This is a genomic window from Streptomyces sp. NPDC001514, from assembly GCF_053597075.1.
The window spans coordinates 1-18,170 of the sequence record NZ_JBSFHO010000023.1 but is presented as its reverse complement, the minus strand read 5'-3'; the positions used below and the strand labels follow the sequence as shown (position 1 = coordinate 18,170).

At 71.8% G+C, this 18,170-nt stretch carries 16 protein-coding genes; 13 read left to right on the top strand and 3 right to left on the bottom strand.

The genetic code is table 11. The features are described 5' to 3' along the window. The first annotated feature begins 24 nt into the window (after nucleotides 1-24). Together ACWCXB_RS23450 and ACWCXB_RS23445 are read left to right on the top strand one after the other, a co-directional pair. The gene (locus tag ACWCXB_RS23450; protein WP_450725429.1) at nucleotides 25-576 is read left to right on the top strand and encodes a TetR/AcrR family transcriptional regulator; all 552 of its coding nucleotides are present in this window, start codon (nucleotides 25-27) and stop codon (nucleotides 574-576) included. Then, complete coding sequence (locus tag ACWCXB_RS23445; protein WP_450725428.1) at nucleotides 573-2,123, top strand: MFS transporter; 1,551 nt, start codon at nucleotides 573-575, stop codon at nucleotides 2,121-2,123. Before ACWCXB_RS23450 ends, ACWCXB_RS23445 begins: the two co-directional genes overlap by 4 nt. Nucleotides 2,124-2,214: 91 nt before the next feature. Here ACWCXB_RS23445 and ACWCXB_RS23440 read toward each other — a convergent pair whose 3' ends face one another. Continuing rightward, on the bottom strand, nucleotides 2,215-2,976 hold the full coding sequence (locus tag ACWCXB_RS23440) for a lysophospholipid acyltransferase family protein (protein WP_450725516.1): 762 nt from the start codon (nucleotides 2,974-2,976) through the stop codon (nucleotides 2,215-2,217). A 152-nt stretch (nucleotides 2,977-3,128) separates the two neighbouring features. Between ACWCXB_RS23440 and ACWCXB_RS23435 the strand changes: the two genes are divergently transcribed. The 3 genes from ACWCXB_RS23435 to ACWCXB_RS23425 all read left to right on the top strand — a co-directional run bounded on the left by ACWCXB_RS23435 (nucleotide 3,129) and on the right by ACWCXB_RS23425 (nucleotide 5,635). Continuing rightward, on the top strand, nucleotides 3,129-4,301 hold the full coding sequence (locus tag ACWCXB_RS23435; RefSeq protein ID WP_450725427.1) for a glycerophosphodiester phosphodiesterase: 1,173 nt from the start codon (nucleotides 3,129-3,131) through the stop codon (nucleotides 4,299-4,301). A gap of 146 nt (nucleotides 4,302-4,447) precedes the next feature. Continuing rightward, nucleotides 4,448-5,095, top strand: a complete 648-nt coding sequence (locus tag ACWCXB_RS23430; RefSeq protein WP_450725426.1) for a sigma-70 family RNA polymerase sigma factor — start codon at nucleotides 4,448-4,450, stop codon at nucleotides 5,093-5,095. Between the two features lie 36 nt (nucleotides 5,096-5,131). Beyond that, complete coding sequence (locus ACWCXB_RS23425; protein WP_450725425.1) at nucleotides 5,132-5,635, top strand: GNAT family N-acetyltransferase; 504 nt, start codon at nucleotides 5,132-5,134, stop codon at nucleotides 5,633-5,635. Nucleotides 5,636-5,651: 16 nt separating this feature from the next. Here the strand turns inward: ACWCXB_RS23425 and ACWCXB_RS23420 are convergent, their stop codons facing one another. Both ACWCXB_RS23420 and ACWCXB_RS23415 read right to left on the bottom strand, forming a co-directional pair. Then, nucleotides 5,652-6,095: a hypothetical protein gene (locus tag ACWCXB_RS23420; protein ID WP_450725424.1), complete on the bottom strand. Its 444-nt coding sequence runs from the start codon at nucleotides 6,093-6,095 to the stop codon at nucleotides 5,652-5,654. A 2-nt stretch (nucleotides 6,096-6,097) separates the two neighbouring features. After that, nucleotides 6,098-6,457, bottom strand: a complete 360-nt coding sequence (locus ACWCXB_RS23415; RefSeq protein ID WP_450725423.1) for a hypothetical protein — start codon at nucleotides 6,455-6,457, stop codon at nucleotides 6,098-6,100. 617 nt (nucleotides 6,458-7,074) lie between these two features. Here ACWCXB_RS23415 and ACWCXB_RS23410 point away from each other — a divergent pair. The 8 genes from ACWCXB_RS23410 to ACWCXB_RS23375 all read left to right on the top strand — a co-directional run bounded on the left by ACWCXB_RS23410 (nucleotide 7,075) and on the right by ACWCXB_RS23375 (nucleotide 18,080). Next, nucleotides 7,075-8,139: a methionine ABC transporter ATP-binding protein gene (locus ACWCXB_RS23410; RefSeq protein WP_450725422.1), complete on the top strand. Its 1,065-nt coding sequence runs from the start codon at nucleotides 7,075-7,077 to the stop codon at nucleotides 8,137-8,139. Continuing rightward, entirely contained in the window at nucleotides 8,136-8,804 is a 669-nt protein-coding gene (locus ACWCXB_RS23405; RefSeq protein WP_450725421.1) for a methionine ABC transporter permease, read from the top strand. Before ACWCXB_RS23410 ends, ACWCXB_RS23405 begins: the two co-directional genes overlap by 4 nt. 73 nt (nucleotides 8,805-8,877) lie before the next feature. Next, nucleotides 8,878-9,750 carry a MetQ/NlpA family ABC transporter substrate-binding protein gene (locus ACWCXB_RS23400; RefSeq protein WP_450725420.1) on the top strand — a complete coding sequence of 291 codons (873 nt, stop codon included), beginning with the start codon at nucleotides 8,878-8,880 and terminating at the stop codon, nucleotides 9,748-9,750. Between the two features lie 184 nt (nucleotides 9,751-9,934). Continuing rightward, nucleotides 9,935-10,579, top strand: coding sequence for a GNAT family N-acetyltransferase (locus ACWCXB_RS23395; RefSeq protein ID WP_450725419.1), 645 nt, complete (start codon nucleotides 9,935-9,937; stop codon nucleotides 10,577-10,579). A 78-nt stretch (nucleotides 10,580-10,657) separates the two neighbouring features. Further along, the gene (cbiE, locus tag ACWCXB_RS23390) at nucleotides 10,658-11,938 is read left to right on the top strand and encodes a precorrin-6y C5,15-methyltransferase (decarboxylating) subunit CbiE (RefSeq protein WP_450725418.1); all 1,281 of its coding nucleotides are present in this window, start codon (nucleotides 10,658-10,660) and stop codon (nucleotides 11,936-11,938) included. Nucleotides 11,939-12,287: 349 nt separating this feature from the next. Then, complete coding sequence (gene cobT, locus ACWCXB_RS23385; protein ID WP_450725417.1) at nucleotides 12,288-15,740, top strand: nicotinate-nucleotide--dimethylbenzimidazole phosphoribosyltransferase; 3,453 nt, start codon at nucleotides 12,288-12,290, stop codon at nucleotides 15,738-15,740. A 212-nt stretch (nucleotides 15,741-15,952) separates the two neighbouring features. Beyond that, nucleotides 15,953-17,194: a uroporphyrinogen-III C-methyltransferase gene (gene cobA / locus ACWCXB_RS23380; RefSeq protein ID WP_450725416.1), complete on the top strand. Its 1,242-nt coding sequence runs from the start codon at nucleotides 15,953-15,955 to the stop codon at nucleotides 17,192-17,194. A gap of 64 nt (nucleotides 17,195-17,258) precedes the next feature. After that, nucleotides 17,259-18,080, top strand: coding sequence for a TrmH family RNA methyltransferase (locus tag ACWCXB_RS23375; RefSeq protein WP_450725415.1), 822 nt, complete (start codon nucleotides 17,259-17,261; stop codon nucleotides 18,078-18,080). Nucleotides 18,081-18,170 lie beyond the last annotated feature (90 nt).

Genomic DNA, 18,170 nt, shown 5'->3' with positions numbered 1-18,170 from the left:
TCTCATTCGGTGTATGCTTGTCTCATGGCCATGGACCGTGAACAGGTGCTCCGCACCGCCGCCGCCCTCCTCGCCCGCAAGTCGACCGCCACGATGGACGAGGTCGCGCGCGCGGCGGGCATCGGGCGCGCCACGCTGCACCGGCACTTCGCGGGGCGGGACGCCCTCGTGAGGGCGCTCGAAGCCTTCGGTATCCAGGAGTTCGAGGCCGCCCTGGACCGGGCCCGGCTCGACGAGGGCGGTGCGAGCGACGCGCTGCGCCGGCTGATCGCCGAGATGGAGCCAGCCGCAGAGCTCCTCGCCTTCCTGGTCACCGAGAACCAGCTGTTCGAGGGCGACCAGATGAACGAGGGCTGGGCCAGGCTCGACGCCCGCGTGTCCGCCCTCTTCCGGCGGGGCCAGGAGCAGGGCGAGTTCCGCATCGACCTCTCGCCCGCATGGCTCACCGAGGCCCTCTACGGGCTGATCGGCACCTGCGCCTGGTCCGTCATGGACGGCCGGGTCGCCAAGAACGACTTCCAGTACATGATCGCCGAGCTGCTGCTCGGCGGAGCACGACGGAGTGTGGAGAAATGAGCAGCAGTACCGTCCAGCGCCCGAGCGGGACGGACGACACCCTGTACCGCCCCGGGCGCTGGCTCGCGCTCGCGGTACTGGTGCTGGCCGTGCTGCTGGTGGCCGTCGACGCCACCGTACTCGGCCTCGCGACGCCCTTCCTCAGTGAGGACCTCAAACCGTCGGCCACCCAGCTCCTGTGGATCGGCGACGTCTATTCCTTCGTCATCGCCGGCCTGCTCGTCTCCATGGGCAGCCTCGGCGACCGCATCGGCCGCAAGAAGCTGCTGCTGAGCGGTGCCGTCGCCTTCGGCGCGGTGTCCGTGCTCAACGCGTACGCCACCACGCCCGAGATGATGATCGCCGCTCGCGCCCTGCTCGGTGTCGCCGGTGCCACCCTGATGCCGTCCACCCTGGCGCTGATCCGGAACATCTTCCACGACCCCAGGGAGCGCAGCCTCGCCATCGGCATCTGGGGCGCCATGGCCTCGGCGGGTGCGGCCGTCGGTCCGGTCGTCGGCGGATTCCTGCTGGAGCACTTCTGGTGGGGCTCGGTGTTCCTCATCAACCTTCCCGTGATGGCGGTCCTCGTCCTCGTCGGCATCAAGCTGCTGCCCGAGTCCAAGAACCCGGTCGCAGGACCGTGGGACCTGATGAGCGTCGCGCTGTCCCTCATCGGCATGGTCGGCGTCGTGTACGCCGTCAAGGAAGCCGCGACCCACGGGCTGACCTGGGAGACGGTCGCCTCCGCGCTCATCGGCGTGGCCGGACTGCACGGCTTCGTCCGCAGACAGCTGACGCTGCCCGCGCCGCTGCTCGACATGCGGCTGTTCCGGCACCGGGGCTTCTCCGGCGCGGTGCTGGCCGACCTGCTGACGATCCTGGGCCTGTCCGGGCTCGTCTTCTTCCTCTCCCAGTTCCTGCAACTGGTCCAGGGGAGGCAGCCGTTCGAGGCCGGACTCGCGGAACTCCCCGCCGCGATCGGCGCCGTGGCCACCGGTCTGGTCGCGGGCACCGTCGCCCGGCGGTTCTCCGTACGGTCCGTGGTCGCCGGCGGTCTCGCCGCGGTCGGGCTCGCACTCGCCGCCCTGACCCTGATCGGCCGGTCGACCGCATATCCGTCGCTCGGCGCGGCCCTGCTCGTCGTCGGTATCGGCGCCGGGTTCTCGTTCACCGTCACGGCGGACGTGATCCTGTCCAGCGTGCCGAAGGAGCAGGCGGGCGCGGCGTCCGCGGTGTCCGAGACGGCGTACGAACTCGGAGCGGCGCTCGGTATCGCCCTGCTCGGCTCGGTCGTGACCGGCGTCTACCGCGACTTCGTGACCCCGGCCGGGGTGCCGTCGGGCGCTGCGTCCGCGGCGCACGAGTCGCTGGGCGGCGCCGTCGAGGCGGCCGCGGTGCTGCCGCAGGAGCAGGGTGCGGCGCTCGTCGGCGCGGCCCAGGAGGCGTTCGTCGACGGGCTCAGGCTCGCATCGGGTGTGGGCGCGGCGGTGTTGCTCGCCACGGCGGCCGCCGCGTGGTTCCTGCTGCGCGGCCAGAAGCTGGCCGACGGCATCGAGCACCCGTAACCGGTGTGGGCATGCGTCCCACCCCCAGAGCTGCGCGGGCCCCGACCGGTCACACCCGGCCGGGGCCCACCCGTTCAAGCCATGTCGAGCGCTACGCCGCCTTCGCCTTCGTTGCGTACATGTCCACGTACTCCTGGCCGGACAGGCGCATCACCTCGGCCATCACCGAGTCCGTCACCGCGCGCAGCACATAGCGGTCGCGGTCCATGCCCTCGTAGCGCGAGAACTCCATCGGCTCGCCGAAGCGGACGGTCACCCGGCCGGGACGCGGCAGGCCCGCGCCGCCCGGCTGGAGCTTGTCCGTGCCGATCATCGCGAACGGGACGACGGGCGCGCCCGTCATCAGGGTCAGGCGTGCGATGCCCGTACGGCCCCGGTAGAGGCGGCCGTCAGGGGAGCGGGTGCCCTCCGGGTAGATGCCGAAGATCCTGCCCTCCTCCAGCACCCGGCGGCCCGTCATCAGCGCCGCGACTCCGCCGTTCGCCCCGTCCCGGTCGACCGGGATCATGCCGACGCCCGTGAAGAACCAGGCCATCAGCCGGCCCTTCACACCCTTGCCCGTGACGTACTCGTCCTTGCCGATGAAGAAGACCGGCCGGTCGCAGACCAACGGCAGGACCATCGAGTCGATGAACGTGAGGTGGTTGCCGGCGAGGATGACCGGGCCGTCCCCGGGAATGTGCTGAGCGCCTTCCACCCGGGGGCGGAACATCAGGCGCAGGATCGGTCCGAGCACTGCCTTGATGAGCGACAAGCGGGACAACGGGTCCTCCGAAGTCATGGGCGGGCGGGAACGGCCGGCGAAGTCTCTGCAGGTGAGGACGATACTCGCGGGTCCGGCCCCCGCGCACATTGGGTTCACCGAGTGGATACACAGTGTTGACCCGAGTTTTCGACGCGTTCGCCCAGCGTCTGCCGCACGTAACGTCCCGGCACCTAGCATCGTGCGCCGCGCAGGCCCCGTCCGACAGGTGCGGGACATCACATCCCTTTGGAGGAGCGCTCATGACACACGGTGCGGACAGGACCCCCGGGCGGCGCACCGTCCTGGGCGCCGCGGTGCTCGGTTCGGCGACGCTCGGTCTCGGTGCCGCCTCGGCGGCGCACGCGCAGGAACGTCACGGCGCCGACGGCCGGGGCCAGGCGTACGGGTCCGGCCGCCACGGGCTGCCCGTGCCCACGGTCATCGCGCACCGCGGCGCGAGCGGCTACCGACCCGAGCACACCCTGGGCTCGTACCAGCTGGCCCTCGACATGGGCGCGCACGTCATCGAGCAGGACCTCGTGCCCACGAAGGACGGACATCTGGTCTGCCGTCACGAGAACGACATCACGGGCACGACGGACGTCGCATCCCGCCCCGAGTTCGCCGCGCGCAGGACGACGAAGACCGTCGACGGAACGAACCTCACCGGCTGGTTCACCGAGGACTTCACGCTCGCCGAACTGAAGACCCTGCGGGCCAAGGAGCGGATCCCCGGCACCAGGCAGGAGAACAGCCTCTACGACGGCCGCTGGGAGATCCCCACCTTCGAGGAGGTGCTGCGCTGGGCGGAGAAGGAGGGCCACCGCCGCGGCGCCCCCGTCTGGCTGCACGTCGAGACCAAGCACCCCACCTACTTCCGCGGCATCGGCCTCGGCCTGGAGGAGCCGCTCGCGAAGCTGCTGCGCCGGTACGGACGCCATCGCGCGAACTCGCCCGTCTTCCTTCAGTCGTTCGAGCCCAGCAGCATCCAGCGGCTCGCGAAGCTCGTCTCCTCGCCGCGCGTCGTTCTGCTCTCCGGCGCGAGCACCCGCCCCTGGGACTTCGTCCAGGCGGGCGACCCGCGCACGGTCGCGGACCTCGTCAAGCCCGAGGGCCTGCGGTGGATCGCCTCGTTCGCGCAGGGCATCGGACCGACCCTCGACCTGATCATCCCGAAGGACGCGAGCGGCAAACTCGGCACGCCGACCACGCTGGTCCGGGACGCGCACGCGGAGGGGCTGATCCTGCACCCGTACACAATGCGGAACGAGAACTCCTTCCTGCCCGCCGACTTCCGGCGCGGCACCGACCCGAACGCGTACGGCGACGCCTTCGGCGCCCTCAAGGTCTACTTCGAGCAGGGCATCGACGGCATCTTCACCGACAACCCGGACACGGGACTGCTCGCCCGCGCCGACTTCGTCGACGGCTGACCCGCCGCAGCGCGCGGCGACCGCCGGGCAGGGGCACCCGCCGCTGCCCGGCGGGCGTGCGTCAGCGGCTGAACGGCAGTCATGCGGTCGGGTGAGAGCGGGCCGCCGTCGAAACCACAGCTCGCGGCGGTGACGTCCCGCCGGACATGACCCCCCGCGAAGACATCGCCTTCCTGCCTGCCCTCACCACGCAGCCCGCTACGGAGGGCGGACACCGCCGTCCGGCCCTCGGCGCCGCCGCATCCGGCGCGGCCTCGTCCGGCGCCGCGTCGCCCGGTGCGGCGAGCGCGCTCGTACGCGTGCTGCAGCCGCTCGTCGTCGCGGAGGCCGGAGCGGAGGCGGACGACAGTGCCCTGGACTCCGGGGACATCGAACAGGACGTGTGGGTACGGCTGCTGGAACGGCTCGACGCCGAAGGGCCGCCCGCCGACGCGGCCGGCTGGGTCCGCGGAGCCGTACGCGACGAGGCCCGCCGCGCCCGGCGGCGGGTCCTGCGGGAGCGGCCCTACGCGGACGAACCGGCGGCGGGACCCACGGCGTGCCCTGAGCGGGCGGCCCTCGTCGCCGAACGGCGCCGGGTGTTGCGTGCCGCGGTGGCCCGTACTCCAGGACACTGTCCGCGGCTGCTGACTGCGATGCTGTCCCCGGTGGACCCCACCTACCGAGAAATCGCAGGACAGTTGGGTATCTCACAAGGAAGTCTGGGGCCAATGCGTTCCCGTTGCCTGGGATGTCTGCGCAGAATGCTCGGGGCAGAGGTTGCGGCTCCTGAACTCCGGGGAAAGGAGCGGTAGACAACCGGGCGACAGGTGAGCGGGAGGCATGCACACATGGGTATGAGCGTGAGCATCTCAGCGGCGGCGGCGCAGGACGCCGAGCACATCCTCAAGCTGCAGTACCTGTGCTACCAGAGCGAGGCGGAGCTCTACGGCGACTACGGCATCGAACCGCTCACCCAGACCCTCGACGACCTGCGGGCCGAGCTGGCTCGCGGACACGCCCTCGTGGCCCGCCTCGGCGAGGAGGTCATCGCGTCCGTACGCGGCGAGATCGACGACGCAGGCACGGCCAGGATCGCCAAGCTCATCGTCCACCCGCGGATGCAGCGCCACGGCCTCGGCGGACGGCTGCTCGACGCCATCGAGACGCACTTCGCGGGCGAGCCGGCCGCCAAGCGCTTCCAGCTCTTCACCGGCCACCGCAGCGAGGGCAATCTGCGGCTCTACCGCAGCCACGGCTACGCACCCGTGTCCACCCGCGAGGTCGGCCCGAGGCTGACGCTGATCACCCTGGAGAAGGACGCCGACGCTCGGGACTACGCCGCGAGCGCGTAGCGGACGAACGCCCGGCTCAGCGCCGGGCCTTGCGCAGCCACAGGATTCCCGTGACCGGCAGCAGCACCGGGATGAAGAGGTAGCCCATTCCGTAGTCGGACCACACCGTGGCATCCGGGAACGCGGACGGATCCGCCAGCGTCCAGGTGCCCACGACCAGTACGCCCACGAGCTCGGCGGCGCAGCACACCAGCGCCGCCCTGCGGGCCGCCTCCCCGCCGCGCACCAGGGTGTACGTGATGAACGCGTACACGACGGCGGCGATCGCCGAGAGGGAGTAGGCGAGCGGGGCCCGTTCGTACTCCGTGGCGATCTGGTAGACCGAGCGCGACACCGCGCCCACCGACATCACGCCGTACAGCCAGACGACCAGTACGCCGGGGCCGCGGACCAGCCGGGTCCGCGGTCCGCCCGGCCGCTCCTCGGTGACGCCGGTGGCGTCGGTGGCGGCGTCGGTCATCGTCAGGCCTTCCAGATGTCGTAGAGCCGTACTTCCAGGACGGCGAGGACCACGGCACCCGCCGCGACCGTCACCGAACCCCAGCGCGTCCGCTCGGTCAGCGACAGGAAGCCGGCCGCCGGGATCGCGGCGAACGTGCCGAGCAGATACGCGACGAAGATCACCGAGCCCTCGTCGGCCTCTTCGCCACGGGCCAGCTGCACGATCCCCGTCACCAGCTGGGCCAGCGCCAGCACCGTCACCACGGCCATGCCGATGAAGTGCCAGTCCTTCGTCGGCTGGTCCCGGTACGCGGCGAAACCGCACCAGGCGGCGAGGGCGAGCGCGGCCGCGGAGAGGGCGATCGTGAGGGCGTCGAGCATGCAGCCGAGGGTATTACGGGCCGAGCGGCCCCTGGTGCTCGCCCCCCGTGCCCGGACCGGGGCCGGGAACCGTGCCGGACGCGGTGGGGCCCGGACGCGGTCCGGCATCGTGCCCGGAACGACCGTGGTCTTGGCCTTGGCCTTGGCCACAACGAGCCGGCCGAGCTTCTCCCGGACGTCGTCGTCAAGGACCCTCTCCGCCGTGGCCCCGCCGGCCACGGCCCATGGGATCGAGGGCACCGCGGCCGGCCGGGCTGTCCGCACTCCGGATCAAGCGAGTCCGCTATACGGACACCGGTGATCCGCTCGCACGCGTGTCTGCTTTACTTGCCCGCATGACCACGACGAGCAGCCGCACCCTTGCGACCGAGGCGAACACGACGCCCGGTGCTCGTTGTATGTGTCGAATGTGCGCCTTCTGAGGGCCCCTGCCTGAGCCTCGCGCCCCGAAGCGAGACCCGACAGCCACGCCGCGTCCGCCGAAGACTGCCGGACCGGTCTGCCCCGCGTGCACGCTGCCACCCAGTCACCCGTGCTGCGCCCTGCTGTCCCCAAGACGACATGCCCCGTGCCCGGCGGAACCGCACGCCGTGCACTCGACAGTGACGGAAACCCCTGTGATCACCACTACGGGCCTCACCAAGGTCTATCAGTCGCGAGGCCGCGACGTCACCGCTCTGGACGGCGTCGACCTGCACGTCCGTGAGGGCGAGGTCTTCGGCGTCATCGGCCGCAGCGGCGCCGGAAAGTCCTCCCTCATCCGCTGCGTCAACCTGCTGGAGCGTCCCACCTCCGGCACCGTGACCGTCGACGGCGTCGACCTCACCGCCCTCGCGGGCCGCGGCAACCGCGCCGGCAAGGAACTGCGCCGGGCGCGCAGCCGCATCGGCATGGTCTTCCAGCACTTCAACCTGCTGTCCTCGCGCAGCGTCAAGGACAACATCGAGCTGCCCCTGGAGATCCTCGGCGTCTCCGGTGCCGAGCGCTCCCGCCGCGCCCTCGAACTCCTCGACCTCGTCGGCCTCGCCGACAAGGCCAAGGCATACCCCGGACAGCTCTCCGGCGGCCAGAAGCAGCGCGTCGGCATCGCCCGCGCCCTCGCCGGAAATCCGAAGGTGCTCCTCTCCGACGAGGCCACCAGCGCCCTCGACCCGGAGACAACCCGCTCGATCCTCCAGTTGCTGCGCGACCTCAACCGGCAGCTCGGACTCACCGTCCTCCTCATCACCCACGAGATGGACGTCGTCAAGACGGTCTGCGACTCGGCGGCCCTGATGAAGCAGGGCCGGATCATCGAGTCCGGCACGGTGAGCGAACTGCTCGCCACGCCCGGCTCCGAGCTCGCCCAGGAGCTGTTCCCGGTCACCGGGGCCGCCTCGGGCCCTGACCGTACGGTCGTCGACGTCACCTTCCACGGTGAGGCCGCCACCCAGCCGGTGATCTCGCAGCTCTCGCGCACGTACAACATCGACATCTCGATCCTCGGCGCCGCGATGGACACCGTCGGCGGAAAGCAGATCGGCAGGATGCGCATCGAACTGCCCGGCCGTTACGAGGAGAACGTCGTACCCGTCGGCTTCCTGCGCGAACAGGGCCTCCAGGTCGAGGTCGTCGACGAGGACACGCCGGCCGCCGCCGTGCCGGCACAGAACACCCCGCTGGTGAAGGAGACCGTCAAGTGACCTGGTCCGAGATGCAGCCGCTGCTGACCCAGGGCACCATCGACACCCTCTACATGGTGCTCTGGTCCACGGTCGTCACCGTCGCCGGCGGACTTCCGCTCGGCATTCTGCTGGTCCTCACCGACAAGGGCGGACTGCTGCAGAACACCCCGGTGAACAAGGTCGTCGGCGTGATCGTGAACATCGGCCGCTCGCTGCCGTTCATCATCCTGCTCATCGCGCTGATCCCCTTCACCACCGCGGTGGTCGGCACCTTCATCGGCCCCACCGCCATGATCGTGCCGCTCGCCGTCGGCGCCATCCCCTTCTTCGCGCGACTCGTCGAGACGGCGATCCGCGAGGTCGACCACGGACTGGTCGAAGCGGTCCAGTCCATGGGCGGTTCCATCCCGACGATCATCCGCAAGGTGCTGCTCCCGCAGGCCCTGCCCTCGATCGTCGCCGCGATCACCACCACCGTGATCGTCCTCGTCGGCTACTCGGCGATGGCCGGCGCGGTCGGCGGCGAGGGCCTCGGATCCAAGGCCGTCACCTACGGCTTCCAGCGCTTCGAGACCCAGTTCATGCTCATCACCGTCGTCATCCTGATCGCCGTCGTCACCGCCGTACAGCTGATCGGCGACGGAGTCGTGCGCCTGCTGGCCCGCCGCGGCCGCACCGCCTGACCTCATCTGCCCCCCATGGCCCGCACTCCTTGTCCGGGCGTCACCACCGCAACACCAGAAAGAGGCACTTTTCGTGCGTAACCACCGCAAGACCATCAAGCTCACCGCGGCCGCTGCCGCCACCGCAGCCCTCACCCTCGGCCTCACTGCCTGCGGCACCGCCTCCGACCCGGGCGCCAAGGCCGACTCCGGCGACAAGGCCGCCGGGTCCAAGCCGCTCGTCGTCGCCGCGTCCCCGACGCCGCACGCCGACATCCTGAACTTCGTCAAGAAGAACCTTGCCGACAAGGCCGGCCTCGAGCTGGAGGTCAAGGAGTTCACGGACTACGTCCTGCCCAACACCGCCACCCAGCAGGGCCAGGTCGACGCCAACTTCTTCCAGCACAAGCCGTACCTGGACGACTTCAACAAGAAGAACAACACGACCATCGTCCCGGTCGTCAACGTCCACCTCGAGCCGCTCGGCCTCTACTCCAAGAAGGTCACGTCCCTCAAGGACATCAAGGCCGGCCAGACGATCGCCGTCCCCAACGACACCACCAACGAGGGCCGCGCGCTCCAGCTGCTCGCGGAGAACGGCCTCATCACCCTCAAGCCGGGTGTCGGCACCAACGCCAAGCTCTCCGACATCACCGACAAGAAGGGCCTGGAGTTCAAGGAGCTGGAGGCCGCCACCGTGCCCCGCGCCCTGAACGACGTCGACGCCGCCGTCATCAACGGCAACTACGCCATCGAGGCCGACCTCGCGCCCGCCAAGGACTCCCTGGTGCTGGAGAAGGCGGAGGGCAACCCCTACGCCAACTTCCTCGCCGTCAAGGAGGGCAACGAGAAGGACCCGCGCGTCGAGAAGCTCGCGAAGCTCCTCAACTCCCCTGAGGTGAAGAAGTACATCGAGGACACCTACGACGGTTCCGTCGTCCCGGCCTTCGGTGCCGCCGCCAAGTAACGGCACACGTAAGGACCTTGTGGGCGAAGGCCCCGCGCATCCCCGTGGTGCTCGGGGCCTTCGGCGTCACCGCCGCGTTTCCTTCGGCATGTCCTCCGCGTACCGACCCGGCCATGCACATCCCTCACCCGATGCTGCATGCTGTGCCCTTACGGCCTTCACGACATTCACGACGGTCTTCGGCATGGAGCTGCGCATGACTACCACCTTCCCGGACATCTCCATCAGCACGGAGCGGTTGGTCCTGCGCGCCTTCGAGGACGCCGACATCCCGGCCCACACCGAGATGATGAACGACGAGATGGTCACCACCTGGACCTCCGTGCCCCACCCGTACACCCAGCAGGACGCCGAGGACTGGGTGCGCAGGATCGCTCCTGCTGAGCGCGCGGAGGGCCGGGGCATCGTCTTCGCCGTCACCGAGTTCCTCACCCAGCGGCTCGTCGGCATCGTGTATCTGCAGAACACCGACTGGCGTGTCCTCGCCGCCGAGGCCGCCTATGCCACCGCCCCCTGGGCGCGCGGCGAGGGCTATGCCACCGAATCCATGCTCGCCGTCGCCCAGTGGCTCTTCCGCGACCAGAAGTTCGAGCGACTGGAGATCCGGACGGCCGCCGACAACACCGCATCGCAGCAGGTCGCCCAGAAGATCGGCTGCATCAGCGAAGGTGTCCTGCGCAACGCCTGGATAGCGCGCACCCGGACCGAGACCGGCTGGGCGGACATCAGAACCGACCTGATCGTCTGGAGCCTGCTCCCCGAGGACCTCGACGGCGTCGCCGACCAGATGGCCGATGCCGGATATTCCTCCTTCGCCGACTGGAACTGATACCAGGTACGCTCACGACCTGGGACAACGTCGGCGAGACCGTCGGCGACCTCAGCGAACTCCAGGAGACAGACGACGATGGCCGACCGGGTCACGGTGATCGGCTGGGACGGTTCACCCCTGCCCTCGGCCGCCAGGTCCGCCCTTGCCGCCGCCACGCTCGTCGCCGGCGCCGCCCACCATCTGGCGCTCCCCGAGGTGCCCGCGGGCGCCGAGCGCATCCGGCTCGGCAGCGTCGATCTCGCAGCCCGCAGGATCGCCGCGCACCGCGGCAGCCCCGTCGTCCTGGCCGACGGCGACCCCGGCTTCTTCGGCGTCGTACGGACGCTCAGGGCACCGCAGCACGGACTCGAGGTCGAGGTCGTCCCCGCCGTCTCGTCCGTCGCCACCGCCTTCGCCCGCGCCGGGATGCCCTGGGACGACGCCCAGGTCGTCGTCGCCCACGGCCGTACGCTCCGGCGTGCGGTCAACGTCTGCCGCGCCCACACCAAGGTCGCCGTCCTCACCTCACCCGGAGCGGGCCCGGCCGAACTCGCCCTCCTCCTCGAGGGCGTCCACCGCACCTTCGTGATCTGCGAGGAGCTCGGCACCGAGCGCGAACAGGTCACCGTGCTCACCTCCGACAAGGTCGCCGACCACACCTGGCGAGACCCGAACGTCGTCATCGTCATCGGGGGCGCCGCGTCGGTGACCGGCGGAGGCTGGGTGGCCGGGCGCGAGCCCGGCTACCCCTCGCAGGTGCGCGGCTGGGCGCTGCCCCCGGAGCCCGACCGGGAGGACGTCCGGGAGAGCGGCCGCGAGCACATGGGCGAGCATGTCCGGCCGGGCGAGCACGCCCGGCCGCCGCTCGGCGAGGGCGAGTCGGTGCAGCTGCGCGCCGCGCAGCTGGCCCGCCTCGGCCCGCGCCTCGGCGACCTCGTCTGGGACATCGGCTGCGGCAGCGGGGAGCTGGCCGCCGACGCCGCGCGCTTCGGCGCCGCGGTCATCGCGGTCGACGACGACCCCGCCGCCTGTCTGCGCACCGAAGCCGCCGCGCGCCGCCACGGCGTTCAGCTCGAGACTGTTCGCGGCCGTGCGCCGCACGTGCTGGAGCGGCTGCCCGAGCCCGATGTCGTACGCATCGGTGGCGGGGGAGTGCCCGTGGTCACCGCCTGCGCCGACCGGCGTCCCGAGCGCATCGTCACCCATGCCTCCACGCGCGACGAGGCCGAGGCGATCGGCGCGGCCCTGGCCGACGGCGGCTACGCCGTCGAATGCGCCCTGCTCCAGTCCGTCGAGCTGGACCCCGGCGCCTGGTCGGAGCGCGAGCGGTCGGTCGTTTTCCTGCTCGCCGGCCACCGGCGGGATCAGGCCCTCTGACGCCCCCTGCCCCTGGCGCCGTACGGCGGCGCGGTAGGCTGGCCGATCGTTGTACCGCAGCCGGCCGTTCGTCGATTCGTTCGTCAATGTCCGGAAAAGGGGACCGTTTTGGGTCCTGCTGTGGTACGGCGCGACCGGGGGACGCGCAACGTGGCGCAGTCCACAGCGAACCGTGGCGGATCCTGCTGCCATGGGGGCGAACGGCCACGACAATGCTTGGTGTCTGTGGGCTTTTCGTGCCGCGCGGCGCACACGCTCGTTCTTGTACTGACGGGCGCCATGTGTGTGCCGCGATCGGGCGCCCCGGGCGAAGGTCTGAAGGAGCACAACCGATGGGCGAGGGGTACGCATGACTGACACCGGCCAGATCCCGGGCGAGGGGCTGCCGGAGAACGCAGGCATGGTGGAGCAGCCGGGCATCCCCGCTCCGGGCGCATACACCTTCCTCGACCCCTCCGAGCACGCAGCCGAATCCGCCGGCGAGGACGACGACCTGCTGCTGATGCCGGGCGCGCAGGGTGCGTGGAGCGAGCCGCAGTCGATGGTTCCGCCGGCCGCGTCCGCGCCCCCGGTCGTGCCGCCTGCCGCTCCCGTGGCGTCACAGGCCCCGGCCGCGACCGCCGCGCAACTGCCCATGGAGGGCGCGGCTCCGGGCGCTGCCGCCGCGGCCGTTCAGGCGGCCGTGCAGCAGGCGATGCCGCAGCAGGCGATGCCGCAGCCGGTGGCGCCGGAGGCGGTGGCGCATGTGGTGCCCGCGCCGGCGGAGTCGATGACGGCGGAGCCCGTCGCGCCGGCCGCGCCGATGGCCCCGGAGACCGCGTCGGTCCCCGGGTCCGGAGTGCCCGTCGCCCCGGAGCCGGTGGTCCACGAGCAGGTCGCGGCCGAGCCGGTCATGGCCGAGCAGGTCGTCCCCGTACCGCACCAGGTCGCGCCCGAGCCGCTGGTCCACGCGCACGCGGTGCACGAGGCGGGGGCGCACGAGGCCGGCGGCCGGGACTCCGGTTCGCTCGACCTCGGTGGCGTACGTGTCCCGCCGCCCGCGTCCGCCCCCACGCCTCCTCCAGCGCGTCGTCCGCTCCACATGGGCCCGCCGGTGCCCGACGCCACCGGTGGTGTCGTGCGCTCCCTCTCGGACCGCGGACCGGCCGGGCAGCCGGCCGGCGGGGGCGGCCACACGCCGCCGCACCCCATGGCCGTCCGCCATGCGGGCCCGCCGACCACGGGGCCCGAGTACCTCGACGTAGCGCGCGAAGGGGCGGCGGTGCTCGCCGCGCCGCAGCTGGGCGAGATTCCGCCGCAGGGCGCGGCCCCGTGGACTCCCGTGCCCGGGGCGCCCGTCGTCGCGGCTCCAGCAGAAACGGTCGTCCCTGAGGCCGTTCAGGTCGCCTCCGACACGGCCCTGGCTGCCCCTGCGGCCGCCCCGGCCGCTGTCCCGGCCGAGGCCCCCGTCATGGCTCCGGAGCCCGTGCCCGTCGGGCAGTTCGTGCCCGTGGAGGGCTCGCTTCCGACCACGCCGCACCTGGCCCCGTCACCGGTCGCCGTGATGGTTCCGGCCGAGGAGGAGCGCTTCGCGACGGAGCCCGTTGCCGTCGCGCCCGAACCGCAGGCCGTGGAGGCGGCAGCCGAGTCGGTGGAGTCGGCAGCCGAGCCCGCCCCCGCGGAGGAGCCGGCGGAGCCCGCCGAGCAGGCCGCCGTCGCCGACCCCGCAGCCGAAGTTCCCGCAGCCGAAGTTCCATCAGCCGAAGCTCCCGCCTCGGAAGGTCCCGCAGCCGAAGGTCCCGCCTCGGAAGGTCCCGCAGCCGAAGGTCCCGTTTCCGAGGAGCCCGCTCCCGCACCCGAGCCGGAGCCCGAGGCGATCGCCGTCGTACCCGCCTCCCGCAACGGCGGCGGTGACGACGAGCCGGCGGCGCAGCCCATGGAGGAGCCCATGGAGGAGCCCACGGGCGAGCCCGAGCTGCTCGACGAACCGGCGGAACCGCAGGCGGCCGAGGAGACGGAGCCTCCGTCGGAGCCGGTCGTCCCGGACGGCGAAGCCGTCACCAGCACCGGCAGCACCCCCGTTCCCGTATCAGCCCCCGCCCCCGGCTACGACGACGCCGAGCGCGAGGCCGTGCTCCGCGTGATGCGCGAGCGCCGCGACATCCGCAACGGCTTCCGCTCCGACCCCATCCCGCACGAGGTGCTCCTCCGGGTTCTGGAGGCCGCGCACACCGCGCCCAGCGTCGGCCACTCGCAGCCCTGGGACTTCGTCGTCATCCGCTCCGCCGAGACGCGCCGCACGATGCACGAACTGGCGCAGCGTCAGCGCGAGGCCTACGCCAAGTCGCTGCCGAAGGGCCGGGCGAAGCAGTTCAAGGAACTGAAGATCGAGGCGATCCTCGACACGCCGGTGAACATCGTGGTCACGGCCGACCCGACGCGCGGCGGCCGCCACACCCTCGGCCGGCACACCCAGCCGCAGATGGCCCCGTACTCCTCGGCCCTCGCCGTCGAGAACCTGTGGCTCGCCGCCCGCGCCGAGGGTCTCGGGGTGGGCTGGGTCAGCTTCTTCGACGAGCGCGAGATGGTCCGCGCGCTCGGCCTTCCGGAACACCTCGAGGTCGTGGCCTACCTGTGCGTCGGTTACGTCGACGAGTTCCCCGAGGAGCCCGAGCTGATGCAGGCGGGCTGGTCCAAGCGCCGCCCGCTGTCCTGGGTCGTCCACGAGGAGACGTACGGCCGCCGCGCCCTGCCCGGCGAGGAGCCGCACGACCTGCTCCAGGAGACCGTCTCCAACATCCGTCCCCTGGACGCCAAGGCGCTCGGTGAGGCCTGGGAGCGGCAGAAGCGGATGACCAAGCCGGCCGGAGCGCTCGGCATGCTGGAGATCATCTCCGCGCAGCTGGCCGGGCTGTCCCGGTTGTGCCCGCCGCCGATCCCGGAGCCTGCGGCGGTCGCGATCTTCGCGGGGGACCACGGCGTGCACGCGCAGGGCGTCACCGCCTGGCCTCAGGAGGTGACCGGCCAGATGGTCGCGAACTTCCTCGGCGGCGGAGCCGTGTGCAACGCCTTCGCCAACCAGGTCGGCGCGGAGGTCTGCGTCATCGACGTCGGCGTGGCGTCCGACCTGCCGGCCACGCCCGGCCTGCTGCCGCGCAAGGTCCGCCCCGGCACGGCCGACTTCACGACGGGGCCCGCGCTCACGCGCGACGAGGTGCTCGCCGCGATCGAGGTCGGCATCGAGACGGCCCGCGATCTGGTCGCCGCCGGCAACAAGGCGCTGCTCACCGGTGAGATGGGCATCGCCAACACGACGGCGTCGGCCGCGCTGATCTCCGTGTACACGGGGGTGGACGCGGCGGAGGTCACCGGGCGCGGTACCGGCATCAACGACGAGATGCACGCGCGGAAGGTCGATGTCGTCCGGCGCGCGCTGGAGCTCCACCAGCCCGACCCGGCCGACCCGGTCGGCGTCCTCGCGGCGGTGGGCGGTCTGGAGCACGCGGCGCTGGTGGGCTTCATCCTGGGCGGCGCGTCGCTGCGTACGCCGGTCGTCCTGGACGGTGTGTCGGCGGGCGCTGCGGCGCTGGTCGCCCGCGCGGTCGCGCCCGAGGCTCTCGCGGCCTGCATCGCGGGCCACCGCAGCGCGGAGCCCGGCCATGTCGCGGCCCTCAACAAGCTCGGCCTGCGCCCCCTGGTCGACCTCGACCTCCGCCTCGGCGAGGGCACGGGCGCGCTCCTGGCCCTCCCGCTGGTCCAGAGCGCTGCCCGCGCGATGCACGAGGTCGCGACGTTCGACTCGGCGGGCGTCACGGAGAAATAGCCCGGCCGCCCGCGGTACCGGGGCTTGCCCGGTACCGCGGGCGTGGCCGGTGTGTCCGTCCTCAATCGCCGGACGGGCCGGGTGGATGGGGTTGCCCGGTACCGGGTGACCGCGACGCCGTATCGTGGTCGCCAGGACCCTCATCCCCGTCCCCACCAGCCGCTTCACCGTCGCAGCGGCCCCGCACCGCCGCCCCGAGGAGCCGCACCGCCATGGCCGAGCACGTCGAGAACGTCGAGAACGTCGAGCACCCCGCGTACCCCGTAGGACTCCGCCTCTCCGGCCGCCGCGTCGTCGTCATCGGCGGCGGCCAGGTCGCCCAGCGCCGTCTGCCGGCGCTCATCGGGGCCGGCGCCGACGTCACCCTGATCTCGCCGTCGGCGACGCCGTCCGTCGAGGCCATGGCGGAGGCCGGCGAGATCAGCTGGACGAAGCGCCGCTACGAGGACGGGGACCTCGCCGACACCTGGTACGTGCTTGTCGCCACCTCCGACCCCGCCGCCAACGAGGCCGCGTCCGCCGAGGCCGAGCGGACCAGGACCTGGTGCGTACGCTCCGACGACGCCGAGGCGGCCACCGCCTGGACCCCGGCCACCGGCCGCAGCGAGGGCGTGACCGTCGCGGTCCTCACCGGGAAGGACCCCCGCCGCTCCGCCGCCGTGCGCGACGCCATCGTCGAGGGCCTCCGCGACGGGTCCCTCGCCGCACCCCACCGCCGCGCCCGCGCCCCCTTCGTCGCGCTGGTCGGCGGCGGTCCCGGCGACCCTGACCTGATCACGGTCCGGGGCCGCCGCCTCCTCGCCGAGGCCGATGTCGTCATCGCCGACCGCCTCGGCCCGCGCGACCTGCTCGACGAACTCCCTCCGCATGTCGAGGTGATCGACGCCGCGAAGATCCCGTACGGCCGCTTCATGGCCCAGGAGGCCATCAACAACGCGCTCATCGAGCACGCCAAGGCGGGCAAGTCGGTGGTCCGCCTCAAGGGCGGCGACCCGTTCGTCTTCGGCCGCGGCATGGAGGAGGCCCAGGCACTCGCCGAGGCGGGCATCGCCTGCACGGTGGTCCCCGGAATCTCCAGCGCGATCTCGGTCCCCGGCGCAGCGGGCATCCCGGTCACCCACCGGGGCGTCGCCCACGAGTTCACGGTCGTCAGCGGCCATGTCGCGCCGGACGACCCGCGTTCCCTCGTCGACTGGAAGTCGCTCGCCAAGCTGACCGGCACCCTCGTGATCCTCATGGGTGTCGACAAGATCGGCGCGATCGCCGAGGCGCTCATCGCCCACGGCAAGGCGCCCGACACCCCGCTCGCCCTCGTCCAGGAGGGCACGACGGCCGCCCAGCGCCGCGTGGACGCCACGCTCGCGACGGTCGCGGAGACGGTCAGCGCCCAGGACGTCCGGCCTCCGGCCGTCATCGTCATCGGCGATGTCGTCGCCGAGGGCCCACAGAAGTAACCAGCGGTAACCAATCCCCGCCCGAGCCGTTGGCACCTCCCCCCGGACAAGGCAGTATCACCCTGTGGCTGATCTCATCACCGTCGACGACCCCGACGACCCGCGTCTGCGCGACTACACGGGCCTGACCGACGTCGAGCTGCGGCGTAAGCGCGAGCCCGCCGAGGGCCTCTTCATCGCCGAGGGCGAGAAAGTCATCAGACGGGCCAAGGACGCCGGTTACGAGATGCGCTCGATGCTGCTCTCGGCCAAGTGGGTCGACGTCATGCGGGATGTCATCGACGAGCTCCCGGCCCCTGTGTACGCCGTGAGCCCGGAGCTCGCCGAACGCGTCACCGGCTACCACGTGCACCGCGGGGCGCTCGCCTCCATGCAGCGCAAGCCGCTGCCGACGGCCGACGAACTGCTCCGGAGCGCCCGCCGGGTCGTGGTCATGGAGGCGGTCAACGACCACACCAACATCGGCGCGATCTTCCGCAGCGCGGCCGCACTCGGTATGGACGCCGTACTGCTGTCGCCCGACTGCGCGGACCCGCTGTACCGCCGCTCGGTGAAGGTCTCCATGGGCGCCGTCTTCTCCGTCCCGTACGCCCGCCTGGACACCTGGCCCAAGGGCCTGGAGGCGGTACGGGAGGCGGGCTTCAAGCTGCTCGCCCTCACCCCGGACGAGAAGGCCTCGGCCATCGACGAGGCGGCTCCCCACCGGATCGACCGGGTCGCGCTGATGCTCGGCGCCGAGGGCGACGGACTGTCCACGCAGGCCCTGGTGGCGGCCGACGAGTGGGTACGCATCCCCATGGCGCACGGCGTGGACTCGCTGAACGTGGGCGCGGCGGCCGCGGTCGCCTTCTACGCGGTCGCCACGGGCCGCCCCGACAGCGCCTAGGTGTATTGACCCGCAGCGTTGTTGACGCGGCTGATCGGAGGTTGCCCTCCGATTGCGGTGTGGCAGCGGTGGTGGTTGTAGGTGTGGAGG